Genomic DNA, 15308 nt, shown 5'->3' on the forward strand with positions numbered 1-15308 from the left:
GTGCTCCTCAGTTGTGGCGGCAGCGCGGACTAGAGCTGCTCGGTCTCGCGGTAGTCGTCGGTGTCGTAGTCGGCCTCGCCGAAGGTGTCCACGACGTGCGCCGGGTCGAAGTTCGGAGCCGAGTCCTTCAGCCCGAGACCCATCCCGGCGAGCTTCATCTTGACCTCGTCGATCGACTTCTGACCGAAGTTGCGGATGTCGAGGAGGTCGGCCTCGGTACGCCCGATGAGCTCACCAACGGAGTTGATGCCCTCGCGCTTGAGGCAGTTGTAGGAGCGGACGGTGAGGTCCAGCTCCTCGATCGGCAGAGCGAGGTCCGCCGCCAGCTGGGCGTCCTGCGGGGACGGCCCGATGTCGATGCCCTCGGCGGTCTCGTCCAGCTCCCGGGCCAGCCCGAACAGCTCCACGAGCGTCGAACCGGCGGAGGCCAGCGCGGTACGCGGGCCCATCGACGGCTTGGTCTCGACGTCGATGATGAGCCGGTCGAAGTCGGTGCGCTGCTCGACGCGGGTCGCCTCGACGCGGTAGGTCACCTTCAGCACCGGCGAGTAGATCGAGTCGACCGGGATACGGCCGATCTCGGCGCCGGACTGCTTGTTCTGTGCAGCCGTCACGTAGCCCCGGCCCCGCTCGACGGTCAGCTCCATGTCGAGCCGGCCCTTGCCGTTGAGGGTCGCGAGCTTGAGGTCCGGGTTGTGCACCGAGACGCCGGCCGGGGGCTGGATGTCGCCCGCCGTCACGTCGCCCGGGCCCTGCTTGCGCAGGTACATGCTGACCGGCTCGTCGTGCTCGGAGCTGACGCACAGCTCCTTGATGTTCATGACGAGCTCGACCACGTCCTCCTTGACACCGGGGATCGTGGTGAACTCGTGCAGCACGCCGTCGATCTTGATCGAGGTGACCGCCGCACCCGGGATCGACGACAGCAGCGTGCGCCGCAGCGAGTTGCCCAGGGTGTAGCCGAAGCCCGGCTCGAGCGGCTCGATGGCGAACCGCGACCGGGTCTCGTTGATCGACTCCTCGGAGAGGGAGGGTCGCTGGCTGATGAGCATGTTGTCTCTTCTCTTCCAGGACGCCCGCTATTTGACGTCCACGACACAAACTGTTCCGGTGGCCCGCCCCGAAGGGCGGGCCACCGCAACGAGCCCGACTACTTGGAGTAGAGCTCGACGATCAACTGCTCCTGGACCTGCGTGTCGATGACCTGCCGGGCCGGGAGGGAGTGCACGAGCACCTTCATCTGGCTGGGGATTGCCTCCAGCCAGGCCGGCACCGTCTTCGAACCGGCCTGAGCCTGCGCCACCACGAACGGGGTGAGCTCCTTGCTCTTGCCCCGGACCTCGATGATGTCGTGCTCCTTGACGCGGTACGACGGGATGTCGACCTTCTTGCCGTTCACCATGAAGTGACCGTGCTTGACCAGCTGGCGGGCCATGTCCCGCGAGTGGGCGTAGCCGGCCCGGTAAACGACGTTGTCCAGCCGCGACTCGAGGATCTGCAGGAGGACCTCACCGGTCTTGGCCTGCTTGCCAACGGCTTCCTCGTAGTAGCCACGGAACTGCTTCTCCAGCACGCCGTAAACGCGGCGGGCCTTCTGCTTCTCGCGGAGCTGGAGCAGGTACTCCGTCTCCTTGGTGCGGCCGCGGCCGTGCTGCCCGGGCGGGAACGGCCGGGACTCGAACGGGCACTTCGGGCCATCGCACTTGCTGCCCTTGAGGAACAGCTTCATCTTCTCCCGCCGGCAACGGCGGCAGTCAGCACCGGTGTAACGAGCCATCTCTCTCTACCTCTCAGACCCGACGACGCTTAGGCGGACGGCATCCGTTGTGCGGCTGCGGGGTGACGTCGGCGATCTGGCCGACCTCCAGCCCGACGGCCTGCAGCGAACGGATCGCGGTCTCCCGGCCGGAGCCGGGGCCCTTGACGAACACGTCGACCTTGCGCATGCCGTGCTCCATGGCCCGACGCGCGGCGGCCTCGGCGGCCAGCTGCGCGGCGAACGGAGTCGACTTGCGGGAGCCCTTGAAGCCCACCTGGCCCGCGGAGGCCCAGGAGATGACCGCACCGGTCGGGTCCGTGATGGACACGATGGTGTTGTTGAAGGTGCTCTTGATGTGCGCCTGCCCGTGGGCGACGTTCTTGCGTTCCTTGCGCCGGACCTTCTTGACAGCGGCTCCGGCACGAGCCTTCGGTGGCATAAGTCTGTGCGCTCCTAGTTGACTTTCCGGATTGGGTTGCGGCCCGCCCTACCTCGGCGGCGGCCGACCCCGTCATCCGGTTAAGAACTACTTCTTGCCGGGCTTCTTCTTGCCGGCGACGGTCCGCTTCGGGCCCTTGCGGGTCCGTGCATTGGTCTTGGTCCGCTGGCCACGCACGGGCAGGCCCCGGCGGTGCCGGATGCCGGCGTAGCAGCCGATCTCGACCTTGCGGCGGATGTCAGCGGCGACCTCGCGGCGCAGGTCGCCTTCAACCTTGTAGTTGCCCTCGATGTGGTCGCGGAGCTGCACGAGCTCCTCGTCCGTGAGGTCCCGAGCGCGCTTGTCCGGCGAGATGCCGGTGGCGGCGAGTGTCTCCAGGGCGCGGGTGCGACCGACCCCGAAGATGTAGGTGAGCGCGATCTCCATCCGCTTCTCGCGGGGGAGATCCACGCCGACTAGACGTGCCATGTGCGGGCGTACTCCTCGTGATGTGTGGCGGAGGTGTGGACCCGTCCCACCCCGCTACCGGCCGTCCCGTCTTTCCGACGCTGTCAGCGCCGGCGACCGGGATCGGTCGCTGCCCGAGCGGGCCCCGGCCTCCGACCGGGGGTCAGCCACGAAGAAGTACGTCTCGCGGCTGGGACGAGCATGTGTGATGTGTGTGTCGCTGAGGAACTGCCCGGACCAACGCCACCCGGCCGTGTTCCGACCGGACGGGCTGAGTCAGCCCTGGCGCTGCTTGTGGCGCGGGTCGCTGCAGATGACCATGACCCGGCCGTGCCGGCGGATAACCCGGCACTTGTTGCAGATCCTCTTGACGCTCGGCTTGACCTTCACGGTTGCCTTACTTCCCATCTGGCCCGGGGACGCGCGATGCGCGAGACCGGACGTCGAAGACGGACACGGGACTTCCCGGCCGACGTCAGGACTACTTGTAGCGGTAGACGATGCGCCCGCGGGTCAGGTCGTACGGCGAGAGTTCGACGACGACCCGGTCCTCCGGCAGGATGCGGATGTAGTGCTGCCGCATCTTGCCGCTGATGTGAGCCAACACCTTGTGGCCGTTCGCGAGCTCCACCCGGAACATGGCGTTCGGCAGGGGCTCGATGACCCGACCCTCGATCTCAATGGCTCCGTCTTTTTTCGGCATGTCCTCCGCTGTCCTGACGTCGATTGCTCCGGGCGGCCCACAACGTCTTACACGGGAAACTGACCAAGATCAGAAGCCCGCGCCAGCCGCGGCTCCAGGTCCCACCGAAGCGCAGGGTGGGCATGCCGGAGTGGACGCTGTGCGCCGAACAGAAAGTGTACGCCGGCCTGCGCGCCGTCGCCAAACCGGCCACCCACCGCAGCCTCGCGTCGGCCCCCGCTCCCCCACCCGGCCCTCGGATGATCTTCGCGGAGCCGCGCCCCACCGAATATCGATCATGAGGTTGTCGAGGCGAAACACCGCGATCGACGACACCAAGTCCATGATCATCGGGGTGGGTCAGGTTTCAGGCCCGGGGTCTTCCGGCCCGTCGGTGCGCAGCTCCCGGCGGCGCTCACGCTTGGCCCGCTTACGCTCACGCCGACGCTCCCGCTCGATCGCCTGCCGGCGCGGCTCTCCCCCGGCCAGCCCGCCGACCGTCCGGAGCAGCAGCACCACGCCCCAGGGCCCGGCCACCCACGCCGGCCAGAAGTAGAGCAGTTCCTGGCTCAGCAGCGAGGTCACGCCCCAGATGATCACCACGATGGCGATCACCCTCACGTACGGCAGCCAGACCTCGACCAGCCAACGATTGACGTGGCCGTGCGCGAGCGGGCCGACGGGCGGCTCAGCCGGCGCGCTGGCCGGCCGCAGGGCCGAATGCTCCGGGGGCGTGACCGGGGGTAGATCGGTGAGCAGGGCGTCCAGCTCGGCGTACGTGCGCGCCGCGTAGGCCCGCTGCACCCGCTCGTCGTACTCGTGCAGGTCCAACCGCCCCTCGCCGAGGGCGGCCCGTAGCCGGTCGGCAACCACCTCGCGGTCCGCGTCCGCGGCTCGCATCCCGTCGCGCCCGTCCATGCCGGCAAGCATGCCACCGCCACGCCAGTCAGCCCGACCTCGAACATCGGTTGATCATGAAGTTATTGCCAGCCGCACCGGCGTGTCAGGGCAATAACTTCATGATCAACCGGCGAGGTGGGTCAGGGGGTTGTGGTTTCTGCGGGTTGGCGGGCGGTGACCAGGTCGCCCAGGCGGGCGCGGCCCCCGTCGAAGGCCGTGAGCACCCACACGCCGTCGGGCAACAGCGCCATCGAGTGCTCGACGTGCGCCGCGACCGAACCGTCCCGGGTGACGACCGTCCAACCGTCGGCCAGTTCGACCGTACGCGGGGACGCCATGGTGATCATGGGCTCGATCGCCAGCGCCATGCCGGGGACCAGACGCGGCCCCTTGCCCGGCCGGCCGTGGTTGAGCACGTGCGGGTCCTGATGCATCTCGGTGCCGATGCCGTGGCCACCGTAGCCGTCGACGATGCCGTACCGGCCGCCCTTGCGGACCGCCGTCTCCACGGCGTACGAGATGTCGGTGAGCCGCCCCTTGCCGCTGGCCGCTCCGCGCGCTGCGGCGGCGATGCCCGCCCACATCGCGTCCTCGGCGACCTCGGCCATCTTGAGCAGCGCCGGGTCGACGTCGCCCACCCCGACGGTGATAGCGGAGTCCCCGTGCCACCCGTTGAGCACCGCGCCGCAGTCGATCGAGATGAGGTCGCCGTCGGCGAGCACCTGCTCCGGCGAGGGGATGGCGTGCACGATCTGCTCGTTGACCGACGAGCAGATCGACGCCGGGAAGCCGTGGTAGCCCTTGAAGGACGGGACGGCGCCCGCCTCGCGGATCGTCGACTCGGCGATGGCGTCCAGGTCCGCCGTGCTCACGCCGGGGGCCACCGCCTCGCGCATCCGGCGCAGGGCCTCGGCGACCACGAGCCCGGCGGCGCGCATCTTCTCGATCTGGTCAGGGGTCTTCAGCTGGATGTCCAGCTGGGGACGACGCATGGAGCGGTTACCTTTCGTGGCCATTCAGCGGGGCACGTCTGGCGTACCCCGCTGTTCGCACTCTATCCGCCGCGGCGCGGGGAGAACCTCAGCCGCCGTACGACCGCAGGGCGTCGATGGCCCGGGTGGTGACGTCCTCCACCGGGCCGGTGGCGTCGATCCCGACCAGCTTGCCCTGGGCGCCGTAGTAGTCGACCAGGGGCGCGGTCTTCTCGCTGTACTCCCGCAGGCGGGTGGCGATGGTCTCCGGCTTGTCGTCGTCGCGCTGGAACAGCTCGGCGCCGCACCGGTCACAGATGCCCGGCCGGGTGGTGGCGTCGAACTCGACGTGCCAGATCTTGCCGCAACCCCGGCAGGTGCGCCGGCCGGAGAGCCGCCGGATCACCTCGTCGTCGTCGACCACCAGCTCCAGGACCAGATCCAGGGCGGTGCCCAGATCGGCGAGGAGCTTGTCCAGAGCGGCGGCCTGCGGAGTCGTCCGCGGGAAGCCGTCGAGCAGAAAGCCCTCGCTGGCGTCCGGCTCGGCCAGCCGGTCCCGGACCATGTTGATGGTGACCTCGTCCGGAACCAGCTCACCTGCGTCCATGTAACGCTTCGCCTCGACGCCGAGCGGCGTGCCCTGGGTGACGTTCGAGCGGAAGATGTCTCCGGTCGAGATCTTGGGTACCGACAGGTGCGCGGCGACGAACTCTGCCTGCGTGCCCTTACCCGCACCCGGCGGGCCAACCAGAACGAGTCTCATCTACCGCAGGAACCCTTCGTAGTTCCGCTGCATGAGTTGGCTCTCGATCTGCTTCACGGTCTCCAGACCGACGCCGACCATGATGAGCACAGCGGTGCCACCGAACGGGAAGTTCTGATACTGCTGGCTGTCCAGCCAGATGAAGAAGAAGTTCGGCAGGATGGAGATGATGCCGAGGTAGAGCGCGCCCGGCAGGGTGATCCGGCTGAGGATGAAGTCCAGGTAGTCGGCCGTCGGCTTGCCCGGCCGGATACCCGGCACGAACCCGCCGTACTTCTTCATGTTGTCCGCGACCTCGGTCGGGTTGAACGTGATCGAGACGTAGAAGTACGTGAAGAAGATGATCAGCAGGAAGTAGACCGAGATGTAGATCGGGCTGTTCGGAGCGACCAGGTTGTTCTGGATCCACGCCTGGACCTTGCCCGGGTCGTTCTGGTCGAAGAACTGGAGCGCCAGCTGCGGGAGGTACAGCAGCGACGAACCGAAGATGACCGGGATGACACCCGCCTGGTTGACCTTCAGCGGGATGTAGGTCGAGGTGCCGCCGTACATCCGCCGGCCGATCATCCGCTTGGCGTACTGCACCGGGATCCGGCGCTGCGCCTGCTCGATGAAGGTGACCGCGGTGATGACCACCAGAACCAGCGCGATGACCAGGGCGAACTTGCCCCAGCCCTGGCTGGTCTTGATCTGCCAGCCCTCGCCGGGCAGCCGGGCCGCGATCGAGGTGAAGATCAGAACGGACATGCCGTTGCCGACGCCCCGGTCGGTGATCAGCTCACCGAGCCACATGACCATGCCCGTGCCGGCGGTCATGGTGATCACCAGGATGGACAGGGTCAGCCAGTCCGGGATGCCGGTGCCCTCGGGGATGATCGGGAACTGGTCGCAGCGGTTCTGGAACAGCTGCCCCGAGCGGGCCAGCGCCACGAACGCCGAGGCCTGCAGCACGCCGAGACCGAGGGTCAGGTAGCGGGTGTACTGCGTGATCTTCGCCTGGCCGGCCTGGCCCTCCTTGCGGAGCTGCTCCAGGCGCGGAATCACGACGGTCAGCAGCTGCAGGATGATCGACGCGGTGATGTAGGGCATGATGCCCAACGCGAAGACCGAGAGCTGGAGCAGCGCCCCGCCGGAGAAGAGGTTGAGCAGATTCAGCGGGCCCGTCGTCTGCCCGGAGATGGAGTCGAGGCACTTCTGCACGTTGCCGTACGAGACGCCCGGGCTGGGGAGCGTGGCACCCAGCCGGTAGACCGCGATGATGCCTACTGTGAACAGCAGCTTCTTGCGCAGGTCAGGCGTACGGAACGCACTGAGAAAGGCGGACAGCAACTTCTTCCTCCTGCGCGAGGCGGGCCGCCGGTGATCCCTGGCGGGTGGGGGTGGATCACGGGCGAGTGCCCGCAATCCATGGCTGGGATGGGACTCTAACAGCCCTGTCCCGCTCCGGGCAGGTGTGCCCGGCTACATAAACCGAATCCGATGTTACCGGGCGCACACGCCCCAGGCAGACCTAGGCGCCCGCCAGTTACTCACAACTGACGGGCGCCGAGGTCGTACGCCTTACAGCTCGGTGACGGAGCCACCGGCGGCGGCGATCTTCTCCTTGGCCGACGCGCTGAACGCGTGCGCCGACACCTGGAGCGCCACCCCGCCGAGGTCCCCGGTGCCGAGGACCTTGACCGGCTGGCCCTTGCGGACCGCGCCGGCCTCGACCAGCTCGAGCGGGCCAACCTGGCCGCCGTTCGGGAACAGCTCGGCGAGCCGGTCCAGGTTGACCACCTGGAAGACCACCTTGAACTTGTTCTTGAAGCCCTTCATCTTCGGCAGGCGCATGTGGATGGGCATCTGCCCACCCTCGAACGCCGCCGAGATGTTCTTGCGGGCCTTGGAGCCCTTCGTACCGCGACCAGCGGTCTTGCCCTTGGAACCCTCACCACGACCCACACGGGTCTTCGCGGTCTTCGAACCGGGCGCCGGGCGCAGGTGGTGCACCTTGATCGTCATTACTCGACCTCCTCGACCTTCACGAGGTGGCTCACAGTGAAGATCATGCCGCGGATCTCGGGCCGGTCCTCCTTGACCACCACGTCGTTGATCCGCTTGAGACCGAGCGAACGCAGCGACTCACGCTGGTTGTGCTTGGTCCCGATACCGGACCGGAGCTGGGTGACCTTCAGGCGTGCCATCAGCGCGCCACCCCCGCACGCGACGCCAGCATGGCGGCCGGCGCGACGTCCTCCACCGGCAGACCACGACGCGCCGCGACCTGCTCGGGGGACTCAAGCCCCTTCAGGGCCGCCACGGTGGCGTGCACGATGTTGATCGGGTTCGACGAGCCGAGGCTCTTGGAGAGCACGTCGTGGATCCCGGCGCACTCCAGCACGGCACGCACCGGACCGCCGGCGATGACACCCGTACCGGCCGAGGCCGGCTTGAGCAGCACGACGCCAGCGGCGTCCTCACCCGTCACCGGGTGCGGGATCGACTGACCGATCCGCGGAACCTTGAAGAAGTGCTTCTTGGCCTCCTCGACACCCTTGGCGATCGCCGCGGGCACCTCCTTGGCCTTTCCGTAGCCCACGCCGACCGTGCCGTCGCCGTCGCCCACGATCACCAGGGCGGTGAAGCTGAAGCGACGACCACCCTTCACGACCTTGGCGACGCGGTTGATCGCGACGACCCGCTCAAGGTGCGGGGTCTTCTCGACGGGCGCGTTTCCGCGGCCGCCCTCACGGCGGTTGTCGCGGCGACCACCCTCGTTGCCACCGGACCCGCCGCCACGGCGCTGTTGACCTGGCATCAGCAGCCTTCCTTATCTCTCGTGACGGGGTTGTTAGAACTCGAGCCCGGCTTCGCGGGCGGCGTCGGCAAGCGCGGCGACTCGCCCCGCGTACCGGTTGCCACCGCGGTCGAAGACGACCTTGGAGACGCCGGCGGCCTTGGCCCGCTCGGCGAGCAGGGCGCCCACCTTGCCGGCGAGGGCGCTCTTGTCGCCCTCCGTACCGCGCAGCGAGGAGTCCAGGGTCGACGCCGACGCCAGGGTGTGGCCCTTGGTGTCGTCGACGATCTGGGCAACCATGTGCCGCAGCGAACGGGTGACGACCAGGCGCGGACGCTCGGCCGTACCGCTGACGTTCTTGCGGACGCGGAAGTGCCGACGCGCACGCCCAACGGCGCGCTTGGCGGCGACGCCGCGGCGGCGCTTGAGCAGCGTGGCGCTCACTTCTTACCTGCCTTTCCAGCCTTCGCGTTGCTGGGGCGGATGACCTCGCCCATTACTTCTTACCTGCCTTGCCGGCCTTGCGGCGGATGACCTCGCCCTGGTACTTCACGCCCTTGCCCTTGTAGGGCTCCGGCGGACGGATCTTCCGGATGTTGGCGGCGACCTCACCGACCTGCTGCTTGTCGATGCCGGCCACGTGGAACAGGGTCGGCCGCTCCACCGTGAAGGTGATGCCCGCCGGCGCGGGAACGACCACCGGGTGCGAGAACCCGAGCGCGAACTCGAGGTCCGAACCCTTGGCGGTGACCCGGTAACCGGTGCCGGCGATCTCCAGGCTCTTGCGGTAGCCCTCGGTCACGCCGACGATCATGTTGGCGACCAGGGTACGGCTCAGGCCGTGCAGCTCCTTGGCCTTGCGCTCGTCGTTCGGGCGGTTGACGTTCAGCTGCCCGTCCTCCGCACGCTCGATCGTGATCGGGTCGGCGATCGTGTGCTGGAGCTCGCCCTTCGGGCCCTTGACCTTGACGGTCTGCCCGTCGATCGTGATGTCGACGCCGGCTGGTACCGGGATCGACTTACGTCCAATTCGCGACATTTCTACCAGTCTCCCGTTACCAGACGAAGGCGAGGACTTCCCCGCCAACACTCCGCTTGCGGGCCTGCCGGTCGGTCAGCAGCCCCTGGGACGTCGAAATGATCGCCACGCCCAGCCCACCGAGCACCCGCGGGAGCCCGTCCGACTTGGCGTACACCCGGAGACCGGGCTTGGACACGCGCTTGATGCCGGCCAGGCTCCGCTCCCGGTTCTGGCCGTACTTCAGCTCGACGACCAGTCGCTTGCCGACGGCGCCCTCCTCGGGCTCCTCGACCGACCAGGTGGCGATGTAACCCTCGGCCTTCAGGACCTCGGCGATGTTCGCCTTGATCTTGGAGTAGGGCATCTTCACCTGATCGTGGTACGCCTGGTTGGCGTTACGCAGACGCGTGAGCATGTCTGCGATCGGGTCGGTCATCGTCATGGATTTCGTCAGCCTTTCTCGCCGGGGTTCCCGGGGCATCAGCCCCGGGCCTACGGCGAAGAGCAATACCTAATCGGTGCAGGAGTTCCCGGCTGACAGCCGGGACGCGGTCGCCCTTACCAGGAAGCCTTGGACACACCCGGCAGCTCACCGCGGTGGGCCATCTCCCGGATGCAGACCCGGCAGAGCCCGAACTTGCGGTAGACCGCCTTCGGACGCCCGCACCGCTGGCAGCGGGTGTACGCGCGAACCGAGAACTTCGGCTTCGCGGCCGCCTTGATGATCAGCGCCTTCTTGGCCATCTCAGTTCTCCTTGAACGGGAAGCCCAGGAGCTTGAGCAGCGCCCGACCCTCGTCGTCAGTCGTGGCGGTCGTGACCACCGTGATGTCCATACCCCGCTGCCGATCGATCCGGTCCTGGTCGATCTCGTGGAACACGGACTGCTCGGTCAGACCGAACGTGTAGTTGCCGTGCCCGTCCAGCTTGCGCCCGTCCAGACCGCGGAAGTCGCGGATACGCGGCAGCGAAATGGACAGCAGCCGGTCCAGGAACTCCCACATCCGGTCGCCACGAAGGGTCACCTTCGCGCCGATCGGCATGCCCTCGCGGAGCTTGAACTGCGCGATGGACTTGGTCGCCCGCCGCACCTGCGGCTTCTGGCCGGTGATCGTGGCGAGGTCGCGGACCGCGCCGTCGATCAGCTTGGCGTCGCGAGCAGCCTCGCCGACACCCATGTTGACGACGATCTTGACCAGCCGCGGCACCTGCATGGGGTTGCCGTAGCTGTTCTGCTCACGCAGCTGGGCCACGATCTCGTTGCGGTACCGCTCCTTGAGGCGCGGCATGGTCTTTTCGGTAGCCGTGGTCATCACAGGTCCTTACCGGTGCTACGCGCGATGCGGACCTTCTGGCCGTTGTCGTCGATCCGGTAACCGACGCGGGTCGGCTTGCCGTCGGAGTCCAGGACCTGCACGTTCGAGACGTGGATCGGGGCCTCCTGGGTGACGATGCCGCCGGTCTTGGCGCCACGCTGGGTGGTGCTGATGCGGGTGTGCTTCTTGACCCGGTTCACGCCCTCGACCAGGACCTTGTCCTGCCGCGGGTAGGCCGCGATGACCTTGCCCTTGGCACCCTTGTCCTTGCCGGCGATGACGACGACCGTGTCGCCCTTCTTGACCTTCACGGTCACAACACCTCCGGCGCGAGGGAAATAATCTTCATGAACCGCTTGTCCCGCAGCTCCCGGCCCACCGGGCCGAAGATGCGGGTACCGCGCGGGTCCCCACCGTCCTTGATGATGACGGCGGCGTTCTCGTCGAAGCGGATGTACGAGCCGTCCGGCCGCCGCTTCTCCTTGGCCGTGCGAACGACGACCGCCTTGACGACGTCGCCCTTCTTCACACCGGCACCCGGGATCGCGTCCTTGACCGTGGCCACGATGACGTCGCCGATGCTCGCGTAGCGCCGACCGGAGCCACCGAGAACCCGGATGCACAGGATCTCCCGAGCACCCGTGTTGTCGGCGACGCGCAGTCGCGACTCCTGCTGAATCACGTCTATCTCCTATGTCTGCCGGTTCTCCGGCCGCCGTAGCGGCCGGCCGGAGCCTGGCGGAACCTACGCCCGACGCAACGCCGGGCGAGATCGAGCCTTCGCTACTTGGCCTTTTCCTGGATCTCCACGATCCGCCAACGCTTGGTGGCGCTCAGCGGCCGGGTCTCCATGATCAGGACCCGGTCGCCGATGCCGGCGGCGTTCTGCTCGTCGTGCACCTTCAGCTTGCGCGTACGGCGCATGATCTTGCCGTACAGCGCGTGCCGAACCCGGTCCTCGACCTCGACCACGACGGTCTTGTCCATCTTGTCGCTGACCACCAGGCCCTCGCGGACCTTGCGGCGCGCGCGGGTGGCGTCAGTGGTGGTGTTCTCGGTCATGATGCAGTCACCTCAGTCGGCGCGGCCGAGAGCCCCAGCTCGCGCTCGCGCATGATCGTGTAGATCCGGGCGATCTCCCGACGGATGACCTGCAGCCGCCGGTTGTTGTCCAGCTGCCCGGTTGCGGCCTGCACGCGGAGGTTGAACAGCTCCGCCTTGGCCTCCCGCAGCTTCGTGACCAGCTCCTCCTCGGAGAGCTCACGCAGCTCGGTCGCCTTAACGCCCGCTGCCATCAGGATTCACCCACTTCGCGCGTAACAATGCGGCACTTCATCGGGAGCTTGTGGATCGCGCGACGCATGGCCTCTCGCGCGATCTGCTCGTTGGGGAAGGACATCTCGAAGAGAACCCGCCCCGGCTTGACGTTGGCGACCCACCACTCGGGCGAACCCTTACCGGAACCCATCCGGGTCTCGGCAGGCTTCTTGGTGAGGGCCTGGTCCGGGAAGATCGTGATCCAGACCTTGCCGCCACGCTTGATGTGACGGGTCATCGCGATACGCGCCGACTCGATCTGGCGGTTGGTCACGTACGCCGGCTCGAGAGCCTGGATCCCGAACTCGCCGAACACCACCCGGTTACCACCCTTGGACGCGCCACTGCGGTCCGGGTGGTGCGGCTTGCGGAAGCCCTTCGGGGGCTTGCGCGGCATCAGCATCTGTCAGCCCTCCTGCTGCGTTTCTGCCGGAGCAGCCGCCGCGGCGACAGCAGCGCTGTCGACCGGCTCGCCACTCGGCGTCTCGGCCTGCTGCGCGATGGTGGTCGCAGCAGCCCGGCCGGCCTCGGTGCCACCAGCGGTCGTGCCGGACGAACCGGACCGGCCACGGCGCGGACGCTCGGGACGGTCGCCGCGCTCACCACGACGCGGGCGCGACGGACCGGCCTCGGCCGGAGCCTCCCGGCCCGGAACCGCGTCGCCCTTGTAGATCCAGACCTTCACGCCGATCCGGCCGAAGGTGGTACGGGCCTCGAAGAAGCCGTACTCGATGTTGGCCCGCAGCGTGTGCAGCGGAACCCGGCCCTCGCGGTAGAACTCGGTCCGGCTCATCTCGGCGCCGCCGAGGCGACCCGAGACCTGAACCCGGATGCCCTTGCAGACCGGGTTCTTCATGGCCGACTGCATGGCCTTGCGCATCGCCCGACGGAAGCTGACCCGGCTGGACAGCTGCTCGGCCACGCCCTGCGCGACGAGCTGAGCGTCCGACTCGGGGTTCTTCACCTCGATGATGTTCAGCTGGACCTGCTTGCCGGTGAGCTTCTCGAGCTCGCCGCGGATCCGGTCGGCCTCCGCACCCTTACGGCCGATGACGATGCCCGGCCGGGCGGTGTGGATGTCGACGCGGACGCGGTCGCGGGTGCGCTCGATGTCGACCTTGGAGATCCCGGCACGCTCGAGGCCCTTGGACATCATGCGGCGGATCTTGACATCCTCGCCGATGTAGTCCTTGTAGAGCTTGTCCGCGAACCAACGGGACTTCCAGTCGGTCGAGATGCCGAGCCGGAACCCAGTGGGGTGAACCTTCTGACCCATTACTCGGCGTCCTCCGTCTTGCTCTGCGCTTCGGCCGGTGCGGCCTCCGTGGCCGGGGCGGCCTTCTTCGCCGCGGCCTTCCTCGGCGCTGCCGGCGCGACCGCCTCGACCGCCACGGTGATGTGGCAGGTGCGCTTGCGGATCCGGTACGCCCGACCCTGTGCCCGCGGCTGGAACCGCTTCATCGTCGGGCCCTCGTCCACGAACGCCTCGCTGACGAGCAGCGCGTCGGGGTCCAGCCGCTCGTTGTTCTCCGCGTTGGCGATCGCGCTAGCGAGCACCTTGTACACCTGCTCGCTCGCAGCCTGCGGCGCGAACTGCAGCACCGTGAGCGCCTCCTTCGCGGGCAGGCCGCGGACGAGGTTGACCACCCGGCGCGCCTTCATCGGCGAGATGCGCACGTGCCGCGCAACCGCCCGCGCGCCCGGAAGCACCGGAGCGTCGCCCTTTCCTGGCATCGCTGTAACCCCTTGTTCCCTCTATCCGTATGCCCGCGGCGTCAGCGCCGACGGCTCTTCCGGTCGTCCTTCTCGTGACCCTTGAACGTGCGGGTCAGCGCGAACTCGCCGAGCTTGTGCCCGACCATCGCCTCGGTCACGAACACCGGGACGTGCTTGCGTCCGTCGTGCACCGCGATCGTGTGCCCGAGCATCTCCGGGATGATCGTCGAGCGCCGCGACCAGGTCTTGATCACGTTCTTCGAGCCCTTGTCGTTCTGCACTTCCACCTTCTTGAGCAGGTGGTCGTCTACGAACGGGCCCTTCTTGAGGCTGCGAGGCATGTCTTATCTCCCTCAGCCGCGCTTACGCGTGGCGTAGCGGCGGCGGACGATCAGCTTGTCGCTCGGCTGGCCCTTACGGCGGGTGCGGCCCTCGGGCTTACCCTGCGGGTTGACCGGGTGGCGACCACCGGAGGTCTTACCCTCACCACCACCGTGCGGGTGGTCGACCGGGTTCATGGCGACACCACGGACGGTCGGGCGCTTGCCCTTCCACCGCATACGGCCGGCCTTACCCCAGTTGATGTTCGACTGGTCGGCGTTGCCGATCTCGCCGACGCTCGCGCGGCAGCGCACGTCCACCCGCCGGATCTCGCCGGACGGCATACGCAGGGTCGCGTACGCGCCCTCACGGCCGAGCAGCTGGATGCCGACGCCGGCGGAACGGGCCAGCTTGGCCCCGCCGCCCGGACGCAGCTCCACGTTGTGGATCGTGGTACCGACCGGGATGTTGCGCAGCGGCAGGTTGTTACCCGGCTTGATGTCGGCGCCCGGACCGGACTCGACGCGGTCGCCCTGCTTCATGTCCTTCGGCGCGATGATGTACCGCTTCTCGCCGTCGGCGTAGTGCAGCAGCGCGATGCGCGCCGTGCGGTTCGGGTCGTACTCGATGTGAGCGACCTTCGCCGGCACGCCGTCCTTGTCGACCCGCTTGAAGTCGATCAGACGGTACTGGCGCTTGTGACCGCCACCGTGGTGCCGCGTGGTGATCCGGCCGTGGGCGTTACGCCCGCCCTTCTTCGGCAGCGGAGCCAGCAGCGACTTCTCCGGCGTGGACCGGGTGATCTCGGCGAAGTCGGCGACGCTGGAGCCACGTCGGCCCGGCGTCGTCGGCTTGTACTTACGGATAGCCATTGTCTA

Annotated in this window: 27 protein-coding genes; all 27 read right to left on the reverse strand. The window is 67.8% G+C overall.

Going from position 1 to position 15308, the window contains the following annotated elements:
• Window positions 1-29: 29 nt before the first annotated feature.
• Window positions 30-1052, reverse strand: a complete 1023-nt coding sequence (locus ABZU46_RS16890; RefSeq protein ID WP_007465227.1) for a DNA-directed RNA polymerase subunit alpha — start codon at window positions 1050-1052, stop codon at window positions 30-32.
• A gap of 98 nt (window positions 1053-1150) precedes the next feature.
• Window positions 1151-1777: a 30S ribosomal protein S4 gene (gene rpsD / locus ABZU46_RS16895; RefSeq protein WP_354858640.1), complete on the reverse strand. Its 627-nt coding sequence runs from the start codon at window positions 1775-1777 to the stop codon at window positions 1151-1153.
• Window positions 1778-1790: 13 nt separating this feature from the next.
• On the reverse strand, window positions 1791-2198 hold the full coding sequence (gene rpsK / locus ABZU46_RS16900; protein WP_030329919.1) for a 30S ribosomal protein S11: 408 nt from the start codon (window positions 2196-2198) through the stop codon (window positions 1791-1793).
• 87 nt (window positions 2199-2285) lie between these two features.
• A complete protein-coding gene (gene rpsM / locus ABZU46_RS16905) occupies window positions 2286-2666 on the reverse strand; it encodes a 30S ribosomal protein S13 (RefSeq protein WP_007465236.1) in 381 nt (126 codons plus the stop codon).
• Between the two features lie 255 nt (window positions 2667-2921).
• A complete protein-coding gene (rpmJ, locus tag ABZU46_RS16910) occupies window positions 2922-3035 on the reverse strand; it encodes a 50S ribosomal protein L36 (protein WP_043965539.1) in 114 nt (37 codons plus the stop codon).
• A 91-nt stretch (window positions 3036-3126) separates the two neighbouring features.
• Window positions 3127-3348 (reverse strand): translation initiation factor IF-1, encoded by a 222-nt coding sequence (gene infA / locus ABZU46_RS16915; protein WP_007073013.1) that lies wholly within the window; start codon window positions 3346-3348, stop codon window positions 3127-3129.
• Window positions 3349-3687: 339 nt separating this feature from the next.
• Window positions 3688-4245, reverse strand: coding sequence for a DUF1707 domain-containing protein (locus ABZU46_RS16920; protein ID WP_354858642.1), 558 nt, complete (start codon window positions 4243-4245; stop codon window positions 3688-3690).
• Between the two features lie 122 nt (window positions 4246-4367).
• A complete protein-coding gene (gene map / locus ABZU46_RS16925) occupies window positions 4368-5219 on the reverse strand; it encodes a type I methionyl aminopeptidase (RefSeq protein ID WP_354858645.1) in 852 nt (283 codons plus the stop codon).
• An 88-nt stretch (window positions 5220-5307) separates the two neighbouring features.
• Entirely contained in the window at window positions 5308-5961 is a 654-nt protein-coding gene (locus ABZU46_RS16930) for an adenylate kinase (protein WP_007465256.1), read from the reverse strand.
• Entirely contained in the window at window positions 5962-7290 is a 1329-nt protein-coding gene (gene secY, locus ABZU46_RS16935) for a preprotein translocase subunit SecY (protein WP_354858647.1), read from the reverse strand. It abuts the gene before it with no gap.
• Window positions 7291-7521: 231 nt separating this feature from the next.
• A complete protein-coding gene (rplO, locus tag ABZU46_RS16940; RefSeq protein ID WP_354858649.1) occupies window positions 7522-7965 on the reverse strand; it encodes a 50S ribosomal protein L15 in 444 nt (147 codons plus the stop codon).
• Window positions 7965-8147 (reverse strand): 50S ribosomal protein L30, encoded by a 183-nt coding sequence (rpmD, locus tag ABZU46_RS16945; protein ID WP_007465262.1) that lies wholly within the window; start codon window positions 8145-8147, stop codon window positions 7965-7967. Before rpmD ends, rplO begins: the two co-directional genes overlap by 1 nt.
• Window positions 8147-8761, reverse strand: a complete 615-nt coding sequence (gene rpsE, locus ABZU46_RS16950; protein WP_007465263.1) for a 30S ribosomal protein S5 — start codon at window positions 8759-8761, stop codon at window positions 8147-8149. Before rpsE ends, rpmD begins: the two co-directional genes overlap by 1 nt.
• A gap of 33 nt (window positions 8762-8794) precedes the next feature.
• A complete protein-coding gene (gene rplR / locus ABZU46_RS16955) occupies window positions 8795-9172 on the reverse strand; it encodes a 50S ribosomal protein L18 (protein WP_344355683.1) in 378 nt (125 codons plus the stop codon).
• A 64-nt stretch (window positions 9173-9236) separates the two neighbouring features.
• Window positions 9237-9779, reverse strand: coding sequence for a 50S ribosomal protein L6 (rplF, locus tag ABZU46_RS16960; protein WP_354858653.1), 543 nt, complete (start codon window positions 9777-9779; stop codon window positions 9237-9239).
• A 16-nt stretch (window positions 9780-9795) separates the two neighbouring features.
• A complete protein-coding gene (rpsH, locus tag ABZU46_RS16965; protein WP_007465270.1) occupies window positions 9796-10203 on the reverse strand; it encodes a 30S ribosomal protein S8 in 408 nt (135 codons plus the stop codon).
• A 116-nt stretch (window positions 10204-10319) separates the two neighbouring features.
• Complete coding sequence (locus ABZU46_RS16970) at window positions 10320-10505, reverse strand: type Z 30S ribosomal protein S14 (protein ID WP_007465272.1); 186 nt, start codon at window positions 10503-10505, stop codon at window positions 10320-10322.
• Window position 10506: 1 nt separating this feature from the next.
• Window positions 10507-11073 carry a 50S ribosomal protein L5 gene (gene rplE / locus ABZU46_RS16975; protein WP_354858655.1) on the reverse strand — a complete coding sequence of 189 codons (567 nt, stop codon included), beginning with the start codon at window positions 11071-11073 and terminating at the stop codon, window positions 10507-10509.
• A complete protein-coding gene (rplX, locus tag ABZU46_RS16980) occupies window positions 11073-11393 on the reverse strand; it encodes a 50S ribosomal protein L24 (RefSeq protein WP_007465276.1) in 321 nt (106 codons plus the stop codon). Before rplX ends, rplE begins: the two co-directional genes overlap by 1 nt.
• Entirely contained in the window at window positions 11390-11758 is a 369-nt protein-coding gene (gene rplN, locus ABZU46_RS16985) for a 50S ribosomal protein L14 (RefSeq protein WP_007073026.1), read from the reverse strand. Before rplN ends, rplX begins: the two co-directional genes overlap by 4 nt.
• 101 nt (window positions 11759-11859) lie before the next feature.
• Window positions 11860-12138, reverse strand: a complete 279-nt coding sequence (gene rpsQ, locus ABZU46_RS16990) for a 30S ribosomal protein S17 (RefSeq protein WP_354858656.1) — start codon at window positions 12136-12138, stop codon at window positions 11860-11862.
• The gene (rpmC, locus tag ABZU46_RS16995) at window positions 12135-12371 is read right to left on the reverse strand and encodes a 50S ribosomal protein L29 (protein WP_007465283.1); all 237 of its coding nucleotides are present in this window, start codon (window positions 12369-12371) and stop codon (window positions 12135-12137) included. The genes rpsQ and rpmC overlap by 4 nt, the downstream gene beginning before the upstream one ends.
• Complete coding sequence (gene rplP, locus ABZU46_RS17000) at window positions 12371-12796, reverse strand: 50S ribosomal protein L16 (RefSeq protein ID WP_007465292.1); 426 nt, start codon at window positions 12794-12796, stop codon at window positions 12371-12373. The genes rpmC and rplP overlap by 1 nt, the downstream gene beginning before the upstream one ends.
• Before the next feature lie 3 nt (window positions 12797-12799).
• The gene (rpsC, locus tag ABZU46_RS17005) at window positions 12800-13669 is read right to left on the reverse strand and encodes a 30S ribosomal protein S3 (protein ID WP_007465294.1); all 870 of its coding nucleotides are present in this window, start codon (window positions 13667-13669) and stop codon (window positions 12800-12802) included.
• A complete protein-coding gene (gene rplV / locus ABZU46_RS17010) occupies window positions 13669-14127 on the reverse strand; it encodes a 50S ribosomal protein L22 (RefSeq protein ID WP_007465297.1) in 459 nt (152 codons plus the stop codon). The genes rpsC and rplV overlap by 1 nt, the downstream gene beginning before the upstream one ends.
• Window positions 14128-14168: 41 nt before the next feature.
• A complete protein-coding gene (gene rpsS / locus ABZU46_RS17015) occupies window positions 14169-14450 on the reverse strand; it encodes a 30S ribosomal protein S19 (RefSeq protein ID WP_007465299.1) in 282 nt (93 codons plus the stop codon).
• A 12-nt stretch (window positions 14451-14462) separates the two neighbouring features.
• Window positions 14463-15302: a 50S ribosomal protein L2 gene (rplB, locus tag ABZU46_RS17020; RefSeq protein WP_007465301.1), complete on the reverse strand. Its 840-nt coding sequence runs from the start codon at window positions 15300-15302 to the stop codon at window positions 14463-14465.
• Window positions 15303-15308 lie beyond the last annotated feature (6 nt).

The organism is Micromonospora sp. NPDC005197 (genome assembly GCF_040608295.1).
GTDB lineage: Bacteria > Actinomycetota > Actinomycetes > Mycobacteriales > Micromonosporaceae > Micromonospora.